The following is a 19,216-nucleotide window of genomic DNA, read 5'->3' on the forward strand; positions in this document are numbered from 1 at the left end:
TTGGGACAGCGCGCGCGGCGCGGATCGATGGGAAAAGGCGTAAGGGGGAAACGGGGCCCAAAAAAAGCAGGCGGGGACACGGTGCGTGGACCGGCGAAAGGCGCCTGAAACGACGCATTTCGTCGGGGAAAACCAGCACCTCGGGCCGCCCCGGACGGACCCTGCGCTTCCTTTATAATCGACGTAATTCTAAAGGATTCGAGGTGCAGTCATGCTCGATCGTGAAGGCTTTCGCCCGAACGTCGGCATCATCCTCATCAACGCACGGAACGAGGTGTTCTGGGGCAAGCGAATCGGCGAACATTCTTGGCAGTTTCCGCAAGGCGGCATCAAATACGGCGAGACGCCGGAACAGGCGATGTACCGCGAACTGCATGAAGAGGTCGGACTGCTGCCCGAGCACGTCAGGATCGTCGGTCGCACGCGCGACTGGCTGCGTTACGAGGTGCCGGACAAGTTCATACGCCGCGAAATTCGCGGGCATTACAAGGGGCAGAAACAGATCTGGTTCCTGCTGCGCATGGCGGCGCGCGATTGCGATATCTGCCTGCGTGCCACCGACCACCCGGAATTCGACGCCTGGCGCTGGAGCCAGTACTGGGTGCCGCTCGACGCGGTGATCGAATTCAAGCGCGAGGTCTACCAGATGGCGCTGACGGAACTGTCGCGCTTTCTGCATCGCGGCCAGCGGGCGCCGCTGAGTCCCTATGGCAACCACCATGCCGGGACCCATGGCAACCCCGGCCGCGCCGGCGGCCAACGCGCGGGCCGGCAAGGCCCGGGCAATGCGCCGGCCGCCAGCCAGCCGTCCCCTACCCTGACGCAGCCGGAATCGCCGGTCTGCGTCCAAACGCGGAGCACTGATGACTAAACCCGCCGGCTTCGGCCGACGCCACGCCGGCAGCGCGATCCCCCGGGGTCTGGCTGCCGGGCTTGCCACGCTGTTCGCGCTCGCCCTGGTGAGCGCGTGTTCGACGAGCACCGAGACGCCCAAGCGCGCCGCCCAGCTGGAAGCAGAGGACGAAGAAGAACCCGTCTTTCTGCTCGACCGGCTCGCTTCCAAGGGCTTTCAGGAGGCCGCGACCAAGCTGCCGCCGCCTCCAGCCGATGCCGATCTGCTGCCGTTCGACGTCAGCACCACCGGGCGCCTGTCGTTCGCGGTGGACGCCAGGTCGGTCACGGTCGGCGAAGACGGCGCGGTGCGCTACACCGCGGTGGTCACCAGCCCGACCGGCGTACGCAACATCAGCTACGAAGGGGTGCGCTGCGACGTGTTCCAGCGCAAGCTGTTCGCCACCATGCCGCCCGGCAGCAAGACGTGGGTGCCGAACCAGAGCGCGGGCGCCGAGCAATGGCGGCCGATGAGCACCAGCGTGCGGAACAGCTATGCGGCCACGCTGGCGGCCGAGTATCTGTGCGACGGACGCGCAGTGGCGGGCAAGAGCGAAGATATCGTCCGCGCGATCCGCGACGGCGTTGCGCGCCAGGGCGCGTACAGGTAAGGCGCATTTCCGGGACGTAACGGTCAGGGTCGAAGCCGAGAGGGCGGCGAGTTGCCATCCTTGCCGGCCTTGCCCTGCCGATCCGCCCCGCCGCTCAGACCAGCACCAGGTTGTCCCGGTGAATCAGCTCGGGCTCGTTCAGATGGCCGAGCACCGATTCGATCTCCGATGACGGCTTGCGGGCGATCAGCCGCGCCTCGGCGCTCGAATAGTTGGTCAGGCCGCGCGCGACCTCGCGCCCCTGGGCGTCGACGCAGGCGATGACCTCGCCGCGCGCGAACTCACCCTGCACCTCCACCACGCCGATCGGCAGCAGCGACTTGCCGCCCGCGGTCAGCTTGTCGACTGCGCCGGCATCGATGACGACGCGGCCGCGCAACTGCAGATGGTCGGCCATCCATTGCTTGCGCGCAGTCAGTCGCCCGGTCGGCGCCAGCAGTTGCGTGCCAATCGCCTCGCCGCCGGCCAGCCGCGCCAGCACGTCGGCCTCGCGTCCCGACGCGATCACGGTATGCGCGCCGGACTTGGCGGCGCGCTTGGCCGCCAGGATCTTGGTCAGCATGCCGCCGCGGCCGATCGCGGTACCGGCACCGCCGGCCATTGCCTCGAGTTCGAGCGTGCCGGCCAGCGCCTCGTGGACGAACTCGGCGGCCGGGTCCTTGCGCGGATCGGCGGTGTAGAGCCCCCGCTGGTCGGTCAGGATCACCAGTGCATCGCCCTCGATCAGGTTGGTCACCAGCGCGCCCAGCGTATCGTTGTCGCCGAACTTGATTTCATCGGTGACGACCGTGTCGTTCTCGTTGATGATCGGCACTACGCCAAGCCCGAGCAGCGTCAGCAGCGTCGAGCGGGCATTCAGATAGCGCTCGCGGTCGGCCAGGTCGGCATGGGTCAGCAACACCTGCGCGGTGCGGATGCCATAGCGGCCGAACTGGCTTTCGTAGACCTGCGCCAAACCCATCTGCCCGACTGCGGCGGCCGCCTGCAGCTCGTGGATCTCGCGCGGACGGCGTACCCACCCCAGCCGCTGCATGCCTTCGGCGATCGCCCCCGAACTGACCAGCACGACTTCCTTGCCGGCGGTGCGCAGCTTGGCGATCTGCGCCGCCCAGCGGGCGATGGCGTCGTGGTCCAGCCCCTTGCCGTCATTGGTGACGAGGCTCGATCCGACCTTGACGACGATGCGCCTGGCCTGCGCGATGACCGATTGGGTGGGCAACTCTGTCTCCTGAAATGGGGTCGTGCCGGGCAAGGATCCGGCGCGGAAGTTCGGCGCGAGGATGCAGGGAGATATTCGGCGCGAGATCAGCCTTGTTGTCCGTCGCGGTCGACGTTGTGCAGCCGCTCGTCCAGACGCACGTCGGGCTCGGCCAGCGCCGCGGCCTCCTCGGCCTTCAGCGCGGCCAGATGGTCCTTGATCGCATAGGTCAGTTCGCGGCAGCCCTCGCCGGTCAGCGCCGAGATGCGGAACACCGGCCCCTTCCACTTGTAGCGCTTGATGAAGTCCTTGACGCGCGCCTCGCGCTCGTCCTCCGGGACCATGTCGAGCTTGTTCAGCACCAGCCAGCGCGGCTTCTCGTACAGCTCGGTATCGTACTTCTTCAGCTCGTTGACGATGGCGCGCGCCTCGGCGACCGGATCGACGGACTCGTCGAACGGCGCCAGATCGACGATATGCAGCAGCAGCCCGGTGCGCTGCAGATGGCGCAGGAACTGATGGCCCAGGCCCGCGCCCTCGGCGGCGCCTTCGATCAGCCCCGGGATATCGGCGATCACGAACGATTGCTCATGGTCGACGCGCACCACGCCGAGGTTCGGATGCAGCGTGGTGAACGGATAGTCCGCCACCTTGGGCCGCGCATTGGAGACGTGCGAGATGAAGGTCGACTTGCCGGCATTGGGCATGCCAAGCAGGCCCACGTCGGCCAGCACCTTCAGCTCGAGCTTGAGCATGCGGCGCTCGCCCGGCTTGCCGTCGACCTGCTGGCGCGGCGCGCGGTTGGTACTGGACTTGAAATGCAGATTGCCCCAGCCGCCGATGCCGCCTTCGGCCAGGCAAACCTTCTGACCGTGCTCGGTCAGGTCGGCGATGACTTCGCCGCTGTCCATGTCGGTGATCAGCGTGCCGACCGGCATGCGCAGCGTCACGTCCTCGCCGGCGGCGCCATAGCAATCCGAGCCGCGGCCGTTCTCGCCGTTGCGGGCGACGTGCTTCTTCGCGTAGCGGAAATCGATCAGCGTGTTGATGTTGCGATCGGCCACCGCGTAGACGCTGCCGCCACGGCCGCCATCGCCGCCGTCCGGCCCGCCGAACGGCACAAACTTCTCGCGCCGGAACGACGCGCTGCCATTGCCCCCATTGCCGGCAATGACTTCGATTCGGGCTTCGTCGATGAACTTCATGATGACTATCCGTGATGGAGCGTGCCGCGACGAAAGACCTGGTCAGGCGCTGCCGGCGGCGGGCGACGTTCGACATTGTCGCCAGAAAAGAAAAAGCCCCGCAAGGGTTGCGGGGCCTTCGTGCTGCAAGGCAGTGGTCAGGCTGCCGGAACGACGCTGACCTGCTGCTTCTTGGCAGCGCCCTTGACGGCGAACTTCACGTGGCCGTCAACCAGGGCGAAGAGGGTGTGGTCCTTGCCCACGCCGACGTTCTCGCCGGCATGCACGCGGGTACCGCGCTGGCGGATGATGATGCCGCCGGCGTTGATGGCCTGGCCACCAAACACCTTCACGCCCAGACGCTTCGATTCGGAATCGCGGCCGTTCCGTGTGGAACCGCCGCCTTTTTTCTGTGCCATGACTTAACTCCTGTCGCTATACCTGAATGTCGCTCGATTTGCTGTCTCGTTGCCGTCCGCGTGGACTCAGGCAACGATCGCTTCGATGCGCAGTTCGGTGTAATTCTGGCGATGGCCTTGACGCTTCTGGTAATGCTTGCGACGGCGCATCTTGAAGATCTTCACCTTGTCGTGACGACCTTGGGAGATAACGGTAGCTTTGACGGAAGCCCCGCTGACCAGCGGCGTACCAAACTTGATCTGGTCGCCAGCGCCCACTGCGAGCACTTGGTCGAGCGTGATTTCTGCGCCAATGTCTGCCGGTATCTGTTCTACTTTCAGTTTTTCGCCAGCAGCAACCTTGTATTGCTTGCCGCCGGTTTTTACGACCGCGTACATTGTCGAACCTCTCGATGTGAATAAACGCCCAAAAGCCAGCACTGGCGCGGCTTCGCGGCTAGGCGAAGCGGCCATGCAACGCGCTTTCGGCCCGGTTATCTCCCGCCGGCACGGACGCAACAACAGCAGTTCAGCCGGAGGAAACTCGGCATTCTATACGAGCAGCGGGAAAAGTGCAAAGAAAACAAACACATAGCCCCGCAGGGGCGGGCAATGCACTTGCCGGAGCCGGTGGTCAGGTGGCCTCAGCCAGCAGGAATCCCGCCAGAGCGGCGAAGGCGACCCACCACGCGAGGCGGCGGGACGGACGGCGGCCATGGCCATCGGGAGCGGCGGGCTTCTTCATGCGCGCATTATAGGCGTCAGGCCGCGGCCGCCCCGACTTCGCCAGGTGGCCACCGAACGCGGCGGGCAGGCCCGAACCGCGCCGCAATCGCGCGCACGGCAAGCCATCTGGACACGGCCATCGCATATAATCGCTCGTTCTGCGTAACGGTGATCATCTTGTCCGAGTCTTCCGCCTCTGCCTTGCTCGCTCCGGTCGCTGCCGACATGCGCGCCGTCGATGCAGTCATCCGGCAGCGCCTGTCTTCCGAAGTGCCACTGATCGAACAGATCGGCGAATACATCATCGGCGCGGGCGGCAAGCGCCTGCGTCCCGTGATCCTGCTGCTGTCGGCACGCGCCCTCGGCTATGACGGACACCGCCATCACGAACTGGCCGCGGTGGTGGAATTCATCCACACCGCCACGCTGCTGCACGACGACGTGGTGGACGAGTCCGAACTGCGGCGCGGCCGCCAGACCGCCAACGCGGTGTTCGGCAATGCCGCCAGCGTGCTGGTCGGCGACTTCCTCTATTCGCGCGCCTTCCAGATGATGGTCGACGCCGGCAGCATGCGGATCATGCAGATCCTGTCCGACGCGACCAATGTGATCGCCGAGGGCGAGGTCCTGCAGCTGCTCAACATGCACGACCCCGACGTCACGGTGGAGCGCTATCTGCAGGTGATCCGCTACAAGACCGCCAAGCTGTTCGAGGCCTCGGCCCAGCTCGGCGCGGTGCTGGCGGGCGCCGACGCGGCGATGGAAGAGGCCGCCGCAGAATACGGCCGCCGCATCGGCACCGCCTTCCAGCTGATCGACGACATGCTCGACTACACCGCCAGCGCGGAGCAGATGGGCAAGAACGCCGGCGACGATCTGCGCGAGGGCAAGCCGACGCTGCCGCTGCTGCATCTGATGGAACATGGCACCGCCGAGCAACGCACGCTGGCGCGCGAGGCGATCGTCCAGGGCGGCACCGAACACTTCGACGCGGTGTTCTCGGCCATCCATCAATGCGGGGCCCTGGATGCGACCTTCGAGGCCGCAAAACGGGAGGCCGATGCAGCCGAACGTGCCGCAATGCAATTTCCCCCTTCACAACTGAAGGAAACGCTGATAAAGTTATGTGCTTTCTCGCTGCAACGTCAGTCCTGACGCCGCAGCGGAAACAAAAACGGGGTGTAGCTTAGCCTGGTAGAGCGCTACGTTCGGGACGTAGAGGCCGGAGGTTCGAATCCTCTCACCCCGACCAGTTTTTCCGAAAGGGCCGTGCAGCGATGCACGGCCCTTTTGCTTTGGTGCTTTGCTCGTATCGCGTCGCCGGCGCCGCGTCATTTCGGCACGCTTTTGCGCAGGGACTTGGGCACGACCTTAGGCAGGTACGCGACATCGCGGTCCATTCCGTTTTGAGACTGCGCGCATTTCCGTCCGCGCCGCCGCATCGCACACTGGGCCCCTCCTCCACCGCCCCTGCCCCGCCATGATCGCCACCGCCGACGCGCCGATCCAATACGACCCCGCCATGCCGTCGAGCGATGGCAGCCAGCGCGGCCAACGTGGTCCACGCGGCGGCGACGAGGTCGACGATGCGCCCGTGGTGCGCTTCGTCCAGAAGCTGCTGAGCGAAGCGTGCCGGCGCGGCGCCTCGGACCTGCACTTCGAACCGTACGAAGGCTTCTACCGCGTGCGCTTTCGCATCGATGGGCTGCTGCACGAGGTCGCGCGTCCGCCGCTGGAAATACGCGACCGCATCGCGACGCGGATCAAGGTGCTGGCCCGGCTGGACATCGCCGAGAAGCGCGTGCCGCAGGATGGCCGCATGCGCTTTGTGATACCGCGGCGTGACGGCGAGGCGGCGCCCCCGGAAGGCGCAGCAGTACGCGCGGTCGACCTGCGCGTATCGACGCTGCCGACGCTGTTCGGCGAGAAGATCGTGCTGCGCATGCTGGACGCCTCCAGCGTGCGGCTCGACATGGACGCCCTCGGCTTCGAAGCGGCGCAGCTTGCCGTGCTGCTCGAGCGTCTGCGCCGTCCGCACGGCATGGTGCTCGTCACCGGTCCAACGGGCAGCGGCAAGACCGTCTCGCTGTACGCCTTCCTGAATCTGGTGAACCAGGACGAGCGCAATATCGCGACGGCCGAGGATCCGGCCGAGATCCAGCTGGCCGGCATCAACCAGGTCAATATCAACGACAAGGTCGGCCTGGGCTTTCCGACCGTGCTGCGCGCGTTGCTGCGTCAGGACCCGGACGTGATCATGGTCGGCGAAATCCGCGACGCAGAGACCGCCGACATCGCGGTCAAGGCCGCGCAGACCGGCCATCTGGTCTTGTCGACACTGCATACCAACGATGCGCCGAGCACGCTGACGCGCCTCGCGCAGCTTGGCACCGCACCGTTCCATCTGGCCGCCAGCGTGCTTGTCATCACCGCGCAGCGGCTGGCCCGCATGCTGTGCGTGTGCAAGCGACCCGGCCCGGTGCCGCTGGCCGCGTTGCGCGAGGCGGGCTGCACGGACTCCCTGCTCGACGGCGACTGGCAGCCCTGCCTGCCGGTCGGGTGCGCCGCCTGCCGCGGCAGCGGCTATCGCGGCCGCTGCGGCATCCATCAGGTGATGCCGGTCTCCGACGCGATGCAGGGCATCATCCTGTCGCGGGGCAGTGCGCGCGCGCTGGCACAGCAGGCGCGCCGCGAGGGCGTGCTATCGTTGCGCGAGGCCGGGCTGCTCAAGGTCAGGGCGGGCACGACCTCGCTGGCCGAGGTGCTGGCGACCACCAATCCATAACGACAATCCATAACGAAGATCGACCGAACGATCATGCCATCCGGGTCCACCATGGCGGCCCCCGCACCGCGCGCCGCGGTCCGCCTTCCCGCGGTGGCGCGCACGACCGCGCCACCCCCATTCCGCGTCGACGACATTGCGCGCTTCACGCGGCAACTGTCGACGCTGCTGGACGCAAGCGTGCCGCTGCTGCCGGCGCTCGACATCATCGCGCGCGGCCATGGCGATCCCGCCTGGCGCCGCCTGCTGTCGCAACTGCGCGGCGACATCGAAAGCGGCAGCGGCCTGGCCCAGGCCATGCGCCGACATCCCCGCACGTTCGACGCGCTCTACTGCAATCTTGTCGACGCCGGCGAACAAGGCGGCGCGCTGGGCAGCATGCTCGACCGGCTGTGTGCCTGCCTGGAACAGTCGATTGCGCTGCGCCGCCAAGTACGGGCCGCGCTGCGCTATCCGATGGTGGTGCTGGCAGTCGCCGCCGCCGTGATGACGATCCTGATGCTGTTCGTGATTCCCGCCTTCAAGCAGGTCTTTGTCGGCTTCGGTGCCGGCGCGCAACTGCCCGCGCCGACGCAATTCGTGATCGCGCTGTCCGATGGCCTTGTCGCGCACTGGCAGCTGCTGCTGGCACTGCCGCCGCTGGCGTGGCTGAGCCTGCGGCATGCGCTGCGCCGCTCGGCGCCGCTGCGCCATGCACGCGATCGGGCGCTGCTGCGCTTGCCGCTGGCCGGTCCGCTGCTCCGCAAGGCCGCAGTGGCGCGCTGGACGCGCACGCTGGCCACGCTGTCCGCCGCAGGCACGCCGCTGGTCGAGGCAATGGCGCTGGTCGCGGGGGCGGCCGGCAATCGCGTGTACCGCGACGCCACCCGGCAGATCGAACGCGCGGTGCGTTGCGGCGCCAGTCTGGCCACGGCGATGCGCGCCAGCGCCGTGTTCGACCCGATGGCGCTGCAGATGACCCGCATCGGCGAGGAATCGGGCGCGCTCGACACGATGCTGCTGCATGTCGCGCAATGCTGCGAGCGTGAGGTCGACGAGGGCGTCGCCGCGGTCGCCGGCATGATCGAGCCGCTGATCGTCGTGGTGCTGGGCGTGCTGATCGGCGCGCTGGTGATCGCGATGTATCTGCCGATCTTCAAGCTGGCGCAGGTGGTCTGAGATGCAAGGCTTTCTGTCGAACTGGAACGCGGCCATGCCGGCCGGTACCTGGACCATCGCCGCGCTGGCGGCCCTGCCGCCGTGGTTTCTGCTGAGCGCGACGGCGTTGCTCGGGCTGGTGGTCGGCAGCTTCCTGAACGTGGTCGTGCATCGGCTGCCGCGCATGATGGAGCGCGAGGAGGCGAACTATCTGGCCGCGCTGCGCCACGAGCCCGCGCCCTACCCCGAACGCTACGACCTGATGGTGCCGCGCTCGTCGTGCCCGCATTGCGGCCATGCGATCGCGCCGTGGGAAAACATTCCGGTGCTGGGTTATCTGCTGCTGGGCGGGCGCTGCTCGGCCTGCAGCAAGCCGATCGGCCTGCGCTATCCCGCCGTCGAACTGGCCAGCGCGGCGCTGTGCGCGCTGGCGGCCTGGCATTTCGGGCCGACATGGCAGGCGCTGGCCGCCATGGTGCTGACCTGGTCGCTGCTGTCGCTGGCGCTGATCGATGCCGACACCCAACTGTTGCCCGACCAGATCACGCAGCCGCTGCTGTGGCTTGGCCTGCTGCTGAACCTGATGGGTCTGTTCGCACCGATCGCCGACGCGGTGATCGGCGCAGTCGCCGGCTATCTGCTGTTGTGGACCACCTATTGGCTGTTCAAGCTGCTGCGCGGCAAGGAGGGCATGGGCTATGGCGACTTCAAGCTGATGGCCGCGCTCGGCGGCTGGTTCGGCTGGCAGGCGCTGCCGGCGCTGGTGCTGCTGTCGTCGGTGGTCGGACTGGTGTACGGTCTTGCCAAGATCGCGCTGCACCGACACGATCGCGATACGCCGTTCCCGTTCGGTCCGTTTATTGCCGGCGCCGGACTGCTGGTGCTGTTTGCCGGCGCGGACTGGCTGCTGCCGGCATTGGCGCCCGGCGCCGCGATCGAAGCAGGCGCCGTGATGACCCGCTGACGCCCGCCGTGCCCCACAGCGCTCGGCGGCACCCGACGCACTGACCACCAACGCTACCCCAACGCCACCCCAACGCCCACTGCCTGGAGACATATGCTGGAAATCGGATTGACCGGAGGCATCGGCTCGGGCAAGAGCCGCGTCGCCGATCTGTTTGCCGAGCGCGGCGCCGCGCTGATCGATACCGATCTGATCGCGCACGAGATCACCGCGCCCGGCGGCGCGGCGATTGCCGCGTTGGTCGAGGCCTTCGGCCCCACGTGCCTGCGCGCCGACGGCGCGATGGACCGCGATGCGATGCGCGCGCTGGTGTTCTCCGATCCGACCGCCAAGGCGCGCCTCGAAGCGATCACGCATCCGCTGATCCGCGAGGTCACCGAACAGCGGGCCGCGCAGATCCGCGAGAGCGGCGCCCATCCCTATCTGATCCACGTGGTGCCGCTGCTGGTGGAGTCAGGCCGCTGGCGCGAGCGTGTCGATCGCGTGCTGGTGGTCGACTGCAGCGAAGCGACGCAGATTGCCCGCGTGATGGCGCGCAACGGCTTCTCGCGCGAGCAGGTCGAGGCCATCATGGCGAGGCAGGCCACGCGCGCGCAGCGGCTTGCGGTGGCCGACGATGTGATCGACAACGACGGCCCCGTCGAAGCGCTGCCCCCGCAGGTCGAAGCGCTCGATCGTCGCTATCGCGCGATGAAGCCCGCGTCGCCGACATCGGCCGCGGGCTGAACCGCACCAGCGCACATCGCTGCGCATCAGGCGATCTCGAGGCCACCGTCGGCGGCGTTTCATTGTCCTTGCGCGCGGTCTCGCATAGAATGCGTTGGAATATGCTGCCAAGTGCATGCATACGGCCGCATGCGAGCTTCGCATGCATTCTGTACCGATCGCCTCGCGCGCCAGCCTGAGCCGATTCGTCTGTCGAATCCAGCACCGGGCCGGCAAGCTGGCCGACGCCGCGCTGCACGGACTTCCCCTTGATTCTGTACGAATATCCTTTCAACGAACGCATCAGGACACTCCTGCGTCTGGAGGACCTGTTCGATCGGCTGGAGTACTTTCTCGGACAGGAACATGCGCTGCAGCATCATGTCGCGCTGACCACGCTGTTCGAGATCATCGACGTCGCGGGCCGCGCCGATCTGAAAACCGATCTGATCAAGGAACTCGATCGCCAGCGACAGGCGCTGACCGCGCTGCGCTCGAGCCCGCAGATCGATCAGCAGACGCTGGACGCCGTGATTGGCGAGCTCGAGCAAGCCATCTCGCAACTGAACCAGACCGTCGGCAAGGCGGGCCAGCTGCTCACCGACAACGAGTGGCTGACCAGCATCCGCAGCCGCGCGATCATCCCCGGCGGCACCTGCGAATTCGACTTGCCGTCCTACTATGCCTGGCAGCATCGGCCGGCCGAGGAACGGCGCGCCGACATCCTGAAGTGGGTCCGTCCGCTGATTCCGCTGCGCGTTGGCACCGACGCGGTGCTGAAGCTGCTGCGCGAGTCCGGCCAGAGCGGCAAGGTGATCGCCACCGGCGGCAGCTATCAGCAGATGCTGTCCGGCCGCAGCTACCAGCTGATGCAGGTGCTGCTGGACGATTCGCTGCTGGCCTTCATCCCCGAGATGAGCGCCAACAAGTACATGCTATGGGTGCGCTTCACCCAGCAGGATGGCGATATGCGACCGCGCTCGGTCGATGCCGACATCCCCTTCCTGCTCAAACTCTGCAATTTCTGATTTGCCATGCCATCCGTAGTCAAATGCCCGACCTGTGGCAAGGACGTGGTTTGGGCGCCGGAAAACAAGTTCCGCCCCTTCTGCTCCGAACGTTGCAAGCAAATCGACCTGGGGGCCTGGGCCAGCGAGAAGTACGTGATCGGCGGCAAGCCCGCCGACCCGAACGAGGACCAGCAGGATCAGAACGACGATTGAGCGACGCTTGAGGGACGACCGAGCGACGATTGAGCGACGACCGAGCGACGATCGGGTCCCCGGCCGAACGTCTCGGCTCAGCCAGCGCTGATCCTCAGACCGCCTCTTCCCCCAACCACTCGACCACCGGAATCGTCGCCGGCAGCAAGGGGCCGACGCTGACGGGCACCTGTTCCCACGAGAAGGCCTGGCCTTCGCGCCCGACCGGCTCGCCCGACCAGCCGGTGACCTTGCAGAAGTGCAGCCGCACGTAGGCGTGCGGGTAATCGTGCTCGAGCACGTGCCAGCGCGTCGAGGCCGTGATGTCCAGCCCCAGTTCCTCGTGCAGCTCGCGCGCCAGCGCCGCTTCGACGGACTCGCCCGCCTCGAGCTTGCCGCCCGGAAACTCCCAGTAGCCCTCGTAAGGCTTGCCGGCCGGCCGCTGCGCCAGCAGGAAGCGCCCGTCCGGGCGTACCAGCACGCCGACCGCGACCTCGGTGACCTTGCGCCCGCCGCTCATGCCGGCTCGCCCTGGTGCGCGCCCGGATGGCCCCCGTAAGGCTTGCCGTGCTTGCCGCCCCAATCGCGCGCGAACTGCCAGGCGACCCGCCCGGAGCGCGAGCCGCGCTCCAGCGCCCACACCAGCGCATCGCCGCGCGCCGCCGCAATGTCGTCGTCGCTGCAGCCAAACTGGCGCAGCCAGTGCGCGACGATATTCAGGTATTCGTCCTGCTTCGGCGGATAGAACGACAGCCACAGGCCGAAACGCTCGGACAGCGAAATCTTTTCCTCGACCACCTCGCCCGGATGGATCTCGCCATCCGCCGTGTGCTGGTAGGTCTCGTTGTCCTTCATGTATTCGGGCAGCAGGTGGCGGCGGTTCGATGTCGCATAGACCAGCACGTTGTCCGACTGCGCGGCGACCGAGCCGTCGAGCGCCGACTTCAGCGACTTGTAGCCCGATTCGCCATCCTCGAACGACAGGTCGTCGCAGAAGATCACGAAGCGTTCCGGCCGCTGCGTCAGCTGCTCGACGATATCGCCCAGATCGCCGAGATCGGCCTTGTCGACTTCGACCAGGCGCAGCCCCTCGCCGACGAAGGCGTTCAGGCAGGCTTTGATCAGCGACGACTTGCCGGTGCCGCGCGCGCCGGTCAGCAGCACGTTGTTGGCCGGCAGCTTGTGTACGAACTGGCGCGTATTGGCGACGATGGCGTCCTTCTGACGCTCGATGTTCTTCAGGTCGTCCAGATGGATCGGCGGCAGCTGGCGGATTGCCTGCAGATAGCCGATATTGCCGAACAGACTCTGCCGCTTGCGCCAGCGGAAGGCGACCGCTTGCTGCCAGTCCGCCTCGGTCAGCTGCGGCGGCAGCCACTGTTCGAGCCGGGCGAGAAATTGATCGAGACGGGAGGCGAGATCGGACATGGCGGCAATCCGGAAAGGCGGGGGATGGGAGACGCGGAACGGCGAGGCGAGCAGGATGGGCCGGTGCCGGGCCCTTGCCGTGGGCGATGCCTTGCCAGGCGGCAAGGCATCGTCTGGCAACAATCAGGAACGATAGTCGGCGTTGATCGAAACGTAGTCGTGCGACAGGTCACAGGTCCAGACCGTGGCCGCCGCGTTGCCGCGGCCGAGTGCGATGCGCACCGTGATCTCGGCCTGCTTCATCACGCGCTGGCCGTCTTCCTCGCGGTATTCGGGATGACGGCCGCCGTCCTTCGCGACCCAGACATCGTCGAGCCACAGATTGACGCCGCCAACGTCGAGGTCGTCGACGCCGGCGTAGCCGACCGCGGCCAGGATCCGGCCAAGATTGGGATCGGAGGCGTAGAACGCGGTCTTGACCAGCGGCGAGTGGGCGACCGCATAGGCGATCTGCCGGCATTCGGCGACATCGCGTCCGCCTTCGACCCGGATCGTCATCAGCTTGGTCGCGCCTTCGCCGTCGCGCACGATCATCTGCGCGAGCTCCTGCGCCAGCGACGTCACCGCATCGCGCAGCGCCTCGAAGTCGGCGCCGTCGGCGCGCTCGATCGCGGGGGCGCCGGCGCGGCCGGTGGCGATCAGCACGAAGGAATCGTTGGTCGAGGTATCGCCGTCGATCGTGATGCTGTTGAACGAATGATCGGCCGCGTGCGACACCAGCGCCTGCAGCACCGGCTGGGCCACGGTCGCGTCGGTGGCGATAAAGCCCAGCATCGTCGCCATATTGGGCTTGATCATGCCGGCGCCCTTGCTGATGCCGGTCAGCGTGACCGTCTTGCCGCCGATCGTCACCGTACGCGACGCCGCCTTCGGCTGCGTGTCGGTCGTCATGATCGATTCGGCCGCCGCCAGCCAGTTGTCCTCGCGCGCGTTGGCGATCGCCTTGGGCACGCCGGCCAGCAGCCTGTCCATCGGCAGCGGTTCGAGAATCACGCCGGTCGAGAACGGCAGCACCTGATCGGCGCCGATGCCCAGCGCGCCGGCGACCGCCTCGCAGGTCGCGCGCGCATTGGCCAGGCCCGGCTCGCCGGTGCCGGCATTGGCATTGCCCGTGTTGATTACCAGCGCGCGGATGCCGCGGCCGGCCCCCAGATGCTCGCGGCAGACCTGCACCGGCGCGGCGCAGAAGCGGTTGCGCGTGAAGACGCCGGCCACCGTGCTGCCCTCGGCCAGGCGCACCACCAGCACGTCCTTGCGGTTGGCCTTGCGGATGCCCGCTTCAGCCCAGCCGAGCTCGACGCCGGCGACCGGTTTCAGATTCTCTGCCTGCGGCAGCGGCAAGTTGACGGCCATGTTCGATTCCTTGCTTCGATGCGATACCCAGTGTCCGCCGGCGGGCTCAGCTCAACCGGCCGTGGCACTGCTTGAACTTCTTGCCCGAGCCGCACGGGCACGGGTCGTTGCGGCCGACGCGGGGCATGGTCGCCACCTCGCTGTCGTCGCGCGCGCCGCGCGCCGCGGCCGCGATCGCCCGCTCGCCGGTGTCGGGGCCGGCGCCGCCGAACTCGTCATGCTGGTATCGCACATTGCCCAGATGCGACAGGTCGTCCTCGATCTGCTCGGAGGCATGCTCGAGCTCTTCCGGCGACTGGATCTGGACGTTGAAGACGATGCGCGTGACCTCACTCTTGATCACATCCAGCAGACGCGCGAACAGTTCGAACGACTCGCGCTTGTATTCCTGCTTCGGATCCTTCTGCGCATAGCCGCGCAGATGGATACCCTGGCGCAGATGGTCCAGCGCGGCCAGATGCTCGCGCCAGTGCGTGTCGATGCTCTGCAGCATCACCGACCGCTCGAAGCCGGCGAAGGCCTCGCGGCCGACCTGCGCGACCTTGGCCTCGTAGCGCTCGGCCGCGGCCGAGACGATCATCTGCAGCAGTTCCTCGTCCTCGATGCTCTGCGCGTTCTCGATGGTCTGCGCCAGCGGCAGCTCCAGGCCGAAATCGTCGCGCAGACGCTTCTCCAGGCCGGCAATGTCCCACTGCTCTTCCATCGATTCGGCCGGCACGTACTCGCGGAACAGATCGACCAGCACGCCCTCGCGCAGGCTCTTGATCATCTCGCCGACGTCCTGCGCTTCCAGCACCTCGTTGCGCAGCTTGTAGATTTCCTTGCGCTGGTCGTTGGCGACGTCGTCGTACTGCAGCAGCTGCTTGCGGATATCGAAGTTGCGGCCCTCGACCTTGCGCTGCGCCGATTCGATCGAGCGCGTCACGATGCCGGCTTCGATCGGTTCGCCCTCGGGCATCTTCAGGCGGTCCATGATCGCGCGTACGCGGTCGCCAGCGAAGATGCGCAGCAGCTGATCGTCCAACGACAGATAGAAGCGCGACGAACCCGGGTCGCCCTGGCGGCCGGCACGGCCGCGCAACTGGTTGTCGATCCGGCGCGATTCGTGGCGCTCGGTACCGACGATATGCAGGCCGCCCGCGGCCTTGACCTGCTCGTGCAGCGACTGCCATTCCGACTTCAGCTGCGCGATGCGCGCGGCCTTTTCCTCGGCGGACAGATTCGCATCGGCCTCGATGAAGCCGGCCTGCTTCTCGACATTGCCGCCCAGCACGATGTCGGTACCGCGGCCCGCCATGTTGGTGGCGATGGTGATCATCTTGGGCCGGCCCGCCTGCGCGACAATCTCCGCCTCGCGCTCGTGCTGCTTGGCGTTGAGCACCTGGTGCGGCAGCTTTTCCTTGTTCAACAGGTCCGACAGGTATTCCGAGGTCTCGATCGACGTGGTGCCGACCAGCACCGGCTGGCCGCGCTCGTAGCAGTCGCGGATATCGCGCACCACGGCGTCGTAGCGCTCCTTGCCGGTCTTGTAGATCTGGTCCTGGAAGTCCTTGCGCTGGGTCGGCTTGTTGGTCGGGATCACGACCACTTCCAGGCCGTAGATCTCCTGGAACTCGTACGCTTCGGTGTCCGCCGTGCCGGTCATGCCGGCCAGCTTCTCGTACATGCGGAAGTAGTTCTGGAAGGTGATCGTCGCCAGCGTCTGGTTTTCCTGCTGGATGGTGACGCCTTCCTTGGCCTCGACGGCCTGGTGCAGGCCGTCGGACCAGCGGCGGCCGGTCATCAGACGGCCGGTGAATTCGTCGACGATGACGACCTCGTCGTTCTGCACCACATAGTGCTGGTCGCGATGGAACAGGCTGTGCGCGCGCAGGGCCGCGTACAGATGGTGCATCAGCGTGATGTTCTGCGGCGCGTACAGCGACTCGCCCTCGCCGATCAGGCCCAGCTGGGCCATGATCTGCTCGGCCTTCTCGTGGCCGGCCTCGGTCAGGTAGACCTGGTGCGCCTTCTCGTCGACGTAGTAGTCGCCCGGCTTTTCGACGCCGGTGCCGTCGGCCTTCTCCTCGCCGATCTGGCGCTCGAGCAGCTTCGGGATGCCGTTCATGCGCTGGTACAGGTCGGTGTGGTTCTCCGCCTGGCCGGAGATGATCAGCGGGGTGCGCGCCTCGTCGATCAGGATCGAGTCGACCTCGTCGACGATCGCATAGTGCAACGGCCGCTGCACGCGCTGACCCGGGTCGTAGACCATGTTGTCGCGCAGGTAGTCGAAGCCGAATTCGTTGTTGGTGCCGTAGGTGATGTCGCTGTTGTAGGCCGCCTGTTTCTGGTCGTGCGGCATCTGCGACAGGTTGACGCCGACCGACAGACCGAGGAAGTTGTACAGCCGGCCCATCCATTCGGCATCGCGCTGGGCCAGGTAGTCGTTGACCGTGACCACGTGCACGCCCTTGCCGGTCAGCGCGTTCAGGTAGACCGCCAGGGTCGCGGTCAGGGTCTTGCCCTCCCCGGTACGCATCTCGGCGATCTTGTTGTCGTTCAGCACCATGCCGCCGATCAGCTGCACGTCGAAATGGCGCATCTTCATCACGCGCTTGCTGGCCTCGCGGCAGACCGCGAAGGCTTCGGGCAACAGCGATTCCAGCGATTCGCCGCCGGCATGGCGCTGGCGGAACTGCTCGGTCATGCCGCGCAGTTCGTCGTCCGACAGCGCTTCGAACTTCGGCTCCAGCGCGTTGATCCGCTCGACTGTCCGTCGATATTGTTTGATCAGCCGCTCGTTACGGCTGCCGAAGACTTTCTTGAGAAGGCCCGTGATCATCGATTGGTGTCACCTGCGCACGATTGCGGTCCTGCCGTCCGTGCCGCATGGGCCGGACGAGAAGCGCGCGTGGCGAAGAGAGGATTAGCGCAAAACGCCGAGTTTATCACGCGCGGCGGGCCGTTCCGTGGGCGAATCCGCCGCGGTTCCGGTACGCCGGGGCCGGGTCGAGACCGTGCCGGCACGCTGTCTCTCGCGCGGCACCGCGCACGGCACCGGGGCGCTGCGGCGGGCCCGCCCGAGACAGGCTTGGGGCTAGAATGCGGCATGCGCCTGTTCACCCACCACGCCCTGCAAACGCCCGCCGCCAAGCCGCTGAACGACTGGCTGGCCAAGGCCGGGCCGATGTCCTCGCTGATGCAGACCGCGCGCGAGCTCGCCGCGCTGGAAGCCGAGGTGATGGCCCTGCTGCCGCCAGGCATGCGCGCCGGCATCGCGATCGGCGGCGTGCGCCAGGACACGCGCAGTCCCGGAGAGCCCAATACGCTGCTGCTGCTGGCCGCGCACGGCGCCGCCGCCGCGCGCGTGCGGCAGATCGTGCCGAGCCTGCTGGCGCGGCTGCAGCAACGTGGCGCGCGCATCGATGCGGTCAAGGTGCGGGTACAGCCGGACGTCGCACGCGGCGACTGGGACGTGGAACCGGCCGAACGGCCGAAAAAGGTGGGGGTGCCGGCGGCCGGGCTGAACAGCCTCGGCGAACTGGCGCAGACGCTGCCGGATTCGCCGCTGCGCGATGCGGTGCAGACGATGCTGGCGCGGCACCGCCAGGGGCGTGGCTAGCGCAAGAGCCAGCGGAGAGCGGGCGCGCCGGCCGGCGCGCCCCGGGGTCAGGCGAAGGCCGGTTGCAGCTGCGGCAGGAAGGCGGCAGGGGCCTCTTCCTGGCGCTCGAAGCTGACGATCTCGTAGGCCTGCTCGTCCGCCAGCAGCGCACGCAGCAGCTGGTTGTTCAGCCCGTGGCCGGACTTGTTGGCGACGTAGGCACCGATCAGCGGATGGCCGACCACATACAGGTCGCCGATCGCGTCGAGGATCTTGTGGCGCACGAACTCGTCGCCATAGCGCAGTTCCTCGTTGTTCAGCATGCGGTGCTCGTCGAGCACGATCGCGTTGTCCAGGCTGCCGCCGCGCGCCAGGCCCATCTCGCGCAGCGCCTCGACCTCGTGCGCAAAGCCGAAGGTGCGTGCCCGCGCAATCTCGCGGACATAGCTGGTGTCGCCGAAGTCGATCTCGAAGGTCTGGCCGGTCTTGTCGACGGCCGGATGGCGGAAATCGATCGTGAACGACAGCTTGAAGCCGAAATACGGCTCGAGCCGGGCCAGCTTGTCGCCATCGCGCACTTCCACGGCCTTCTTGACGCGGATGAAGCGCTTGGCCGCCGGCTGCTCCTCGATGCCCGCCGATTGCAGCAGGAACACGAAGGACGCGGCGCTGCCGTCCATGATCGGGATTTCCTCGGCGTCGACGTCGACGAACAGATTGTCGATGCCCAGGCCCGCGCAGGCTGACATCAGGTGTTCGATCGTGGAGACGCGCGCGCCGTTCTTCTGCAGCACGGAGGCCAGGCGCGTATCGCCGATGGCGGACGCCTTCACGGGAATCTCGACCGGCTCGGGCAGGTCGACGCGGGTGAAGACGATACCGGTATCGGTCGGGGCGGGCCGCAATGTCAGCGTCACTTTACGGCCCGAGTGCAAGCCAATGCCAACGGTCTTGACCAGGGACTTGATAGTGCGCTGTTTGAGCATGACGGCCTCTGCTAATTATTAAAATCTATCGGGCTTGAGATTCGATAAACCGTATCTTACCACCGGTG

18 protein-coding genes, 1 tRNA gene and 1 pseudogene are annotated in these 19,216 nt (G+C 66.8%); 11 read left to right on the forward strand and 9 right to left on the reverse strand.

From position 1 onward, the window contains the following. The first annotated feature begins 211 nt into the window (after positions 1 to 211). Both HTY53_RS01605 and HTY53_RS01610 read left to right on the forward strand, forming a co-directional pair. On the forward strand, positions 212 to 871 hold the full coding sequence (locus HTY53_RS01605) for an RNA pyrophosphohydrolase (RefSeq protein WP_174104623.1): 660 nt from the start codon (positions 212 to 214) through the stop codon (positions 869 to 871). Beyond that, positions 864 to 1,502 (forward strand): CNP1-like family protein, encoded by a 639-nt coding sequence (locus HTY53_RS01610; RefSeq protein ID WP_238512814.1) that lies wholly within the window; start codon positions 864 to 866, stop codon positions 1,500 to 1,502. Before HTY53_RS01605 ends, HTY53_RS01610 begins: the two co-directional genes overlap by 8 nt. Positions 1,503 to 1,596: 94 nt before the next feature. Here HTY53_RS01610 and proB read toward each other — a convergent pair whose 3' ends face one another. From proB to rplU, 4 genes are all read right to left on the reverse strand, one after another. Further along, complete coding sequence (gene proB, locus HTY53_RS01615; protein WP_174104624.1) at positions 1,597 to 2,721, reverse strand: glutamate 5-kinase; 1,125 nt, start codon at positions 2,719 to 2,721, stop codon at positions 1,597 to 1,599. Positions 2,722 to 2,807: 86 nt separating this feature from the next. Continuing rightward, a complete protein-coding gene (cgtA, locus tag HTY53_RS01620; RefSeq protein WP_174104625.1) occupies positions 2,808 to 3,905 on the reverse strand; it encodes an Obg family GTPase CgtA in 1,098 nt (365 codons plus the stop codon). 137 nt (positions 3,906 to 4,042) lie between these two features. Next, entirely contained in the window at positions 4,043 to 4,303 is a 261-nt protein-coding gene (gene rpmA, locus HTY53_RS01625) for a 50S ribosomal protein L27 (RefSeq protein WP_006576524.1), read from the reverse strand. A gap of 66 nt (positions 4,304 to 4,369) precedes the next feature. Further along, complete coding sequence (gene rplU, locus HTY53_RS01630) at positions 4,370 to 4,681, reverse strand: 50S ribosomal protein L21 (protein ID WP_006576525.1); 312 nt, start codon at positions 4,679 to 4,681, stop codon at positions 4,370 to 4,372. Positions 4,682 to 5,233: 552 nt separating this feature from the next. Here rplU and ispB point away from each other — a divergent pair. The 8 genes and pseudogenes from ispB to HTY53_RS01670 all read left to right on the forward strand — a co-directional run bounded on the left by ispB (position 5,234) and on the right by HTY53_RS01670 (position 11,822). Next, positions 5,234 to 6,163 carry an octaprenyl diphosphate synthase gene (gene ispB, locus HTY53_RS01635; RefSeq protein WP_174104687.1) on the forward strand — a complete coding sequence of 310 codons (930 nt, stop codon included), beginning with the start codon at positions 5,234 to 5,236 and terminating at the stop codon, positions 6,161 to 6,163. A 20-nt stretch (positions 6,164 to 6,183) separates the two neighbouring features. Further along, positions 6,184 to 6,260: transfer RNA gene (locus HTY53_RS01640), tRNA-Pro, on the forward strand. A 321-nt stretch (positions 6,261 to 6,581) separates the two neighbouring features. After that, a pseudogene (locus HTY53_RS01645) lies at positions 6,582 to 7,793 on the forward strand (GspE/PulE family protein); the annotation flags it as partial. 33 nt (positions 7,794 to 7,826) lie between these two features. Then, positions 7,827 to 8,951, forward strand: a complete 1,125-nt coding sequence (locus HTY53_RS01650; protein WP_174104627.1) for a type II secretion system F family protein — start codon at positions 7,827 to 7,829, stop codon at positions 8,949 to 8,951. Between the two features lies 1 nt (position 8,952). Next, on the forward strand, positions 8,953 to 9,894 hold the full coding sequence (locus HTY53_RS01655) for a prepilin peptidase (RefSeq protein ID WP_302480461.1): 942 nt from the start codon (positions 8,953 to 8,955) through the stop codon (positions 9,892 to 9,894). Positions 9,895 to 9,987: 93 nt separating this feature from the next. Further along, a complete protein-coding gene (gene coaE, locus HTY53_RS01660; protein ID WP_174104628.1) occupies positions 9,988 to 10,620 on the forward strand; it encodes a dephospho-CoA kinase in 633 nt (210 codons plus the stop codon). A 248-nt stretch (positions 10,621 to 10,868) separates the two neighbouring features. After that, positions 10,869 to 11,627: a cell division protein ZapD gene (gene zapD, locus HTY53_RS01665; protein ID WP_174104629.1), complete on the forward strand. Its 759-nt coding sequence runs from the start codon at positions 10,869 to 10,871 to the stop codon at positions 11,625 to 11,627. Between the two features lie 6 nt (positions 11,628 to 11,633). Next, complete coding sequence (locus HTY53_RS01670; RefSeq protein ID WP_174104630.1) at positions 11,634 to 11,822, forward strand: DNA gyrase inhibitor YacG; 189 nt, start codon at positions 11,634 to 11,636, stop codon at positions 11,820 to 11,822. 94 nt (positions 11,823 to 11,916) lie between these two features. Here HTY53_RS01670 and HTY53_RS01675 read toward each other — a convergent pair whose 3' ends face one another. From HTY53_RS01675 to secA, 4 genes are all read right to left on the reverse strand, one after another. Continuing rightward, entirely contained in the window at positions 11,917 to 12,321 is a 405-nt protein-coding gene (locus HTY53_RS01675) for an NUDIX domain-containing protein (RefSeq protein ID WP_174104631.1), read from the reverse strand. Then, a complete protein-coding gene (locus tag HTY53_RS01680; protein WP_174104632.1) occupies positions 12,318 to 13,229 on the reverse strand; it encodes an ATP-binding protein in 912 nt (303 codons plus the stop codon). The genes HTY53_RS01675 and HTY53_RS01680 overlap by 4 nt, the downstream gene beginning before the upstream one ends. Before the next feature lie 123 nt (positions 13,230 to 13,352). Beyond that, on the reverse strand, positions 13,353 to 14,582 hold the full coding sequence (gene argJ / locus HTY53_RS01685) for a bifunctional glutamate N-acetyltransferase/amino-acid acetyltransferase ArgJ (RefSeq protein WP_174104633.1): 1,230 nt from the start codon (positions 14,580 to 14,582) through the stop codon (positions 13,353 to 13,355). Between the two features lie 46 nt (positions 14,583 to 14,628). Continuing rightward, positions 14,629 to 17,403 carry a preprotein translocase subunit SecA gene (gene secA, locus HTY53_RS01690; RefSeq protein WP_174104634.1) on the reverse strand — a complete coding sequence of 925 codons (2,775 nt, stop codon included), beginning with the start codon at positions 17,401 to 17,403 and terminating at the stop codon, positions 14,629 to 14,631. Positions 17,404 to 17,670: 267 nt separating this feature from the next. Between secA and HTY53_RS01695 the strand changes: the two genes are divergently transcribed. Further along, on the forward strand, positions 17,671 to 18,183 hold the full coding sequence (locus HTY53_RS01695; protein WP_174104635.1) for a DciA family protein: 513 nt from the start codon (positions 17,671 to 17,673) through the stop codon (positions 18,181 to 18,183). Positions 18,184 to 18,230: 47 nt separating this feature from the next. Here the strand turns inward: HTY53_RS01695 and lpxC are convergent, their stop codons facing one another. Then, positions 18,231 to 19,148: a UDP-3-O-acyl-N-acetylglucosamine deacetylase gene (gene lpxC / locus HTY53_RS01700; RefSeq protein ID WP_149316574.1), complete on the reverse strand. Its 918-nt coding sequence runs from the start codon at positions 19,146 to 19,148 to the stop codon at positions 18,231 to 18,233. Positions 19,149 to 19,216 lie beyond the last annotated feature (68 nt).

The organism is Cupriavidus gilardii (assembly GCF_013314895.1).
GTDB lineage: Bacteria > Pseudomonadota > Gammaproteobacteria > Burkholderiales > Burkholderiaceae > Cupriavidus > Cupriavidus gilardii_C.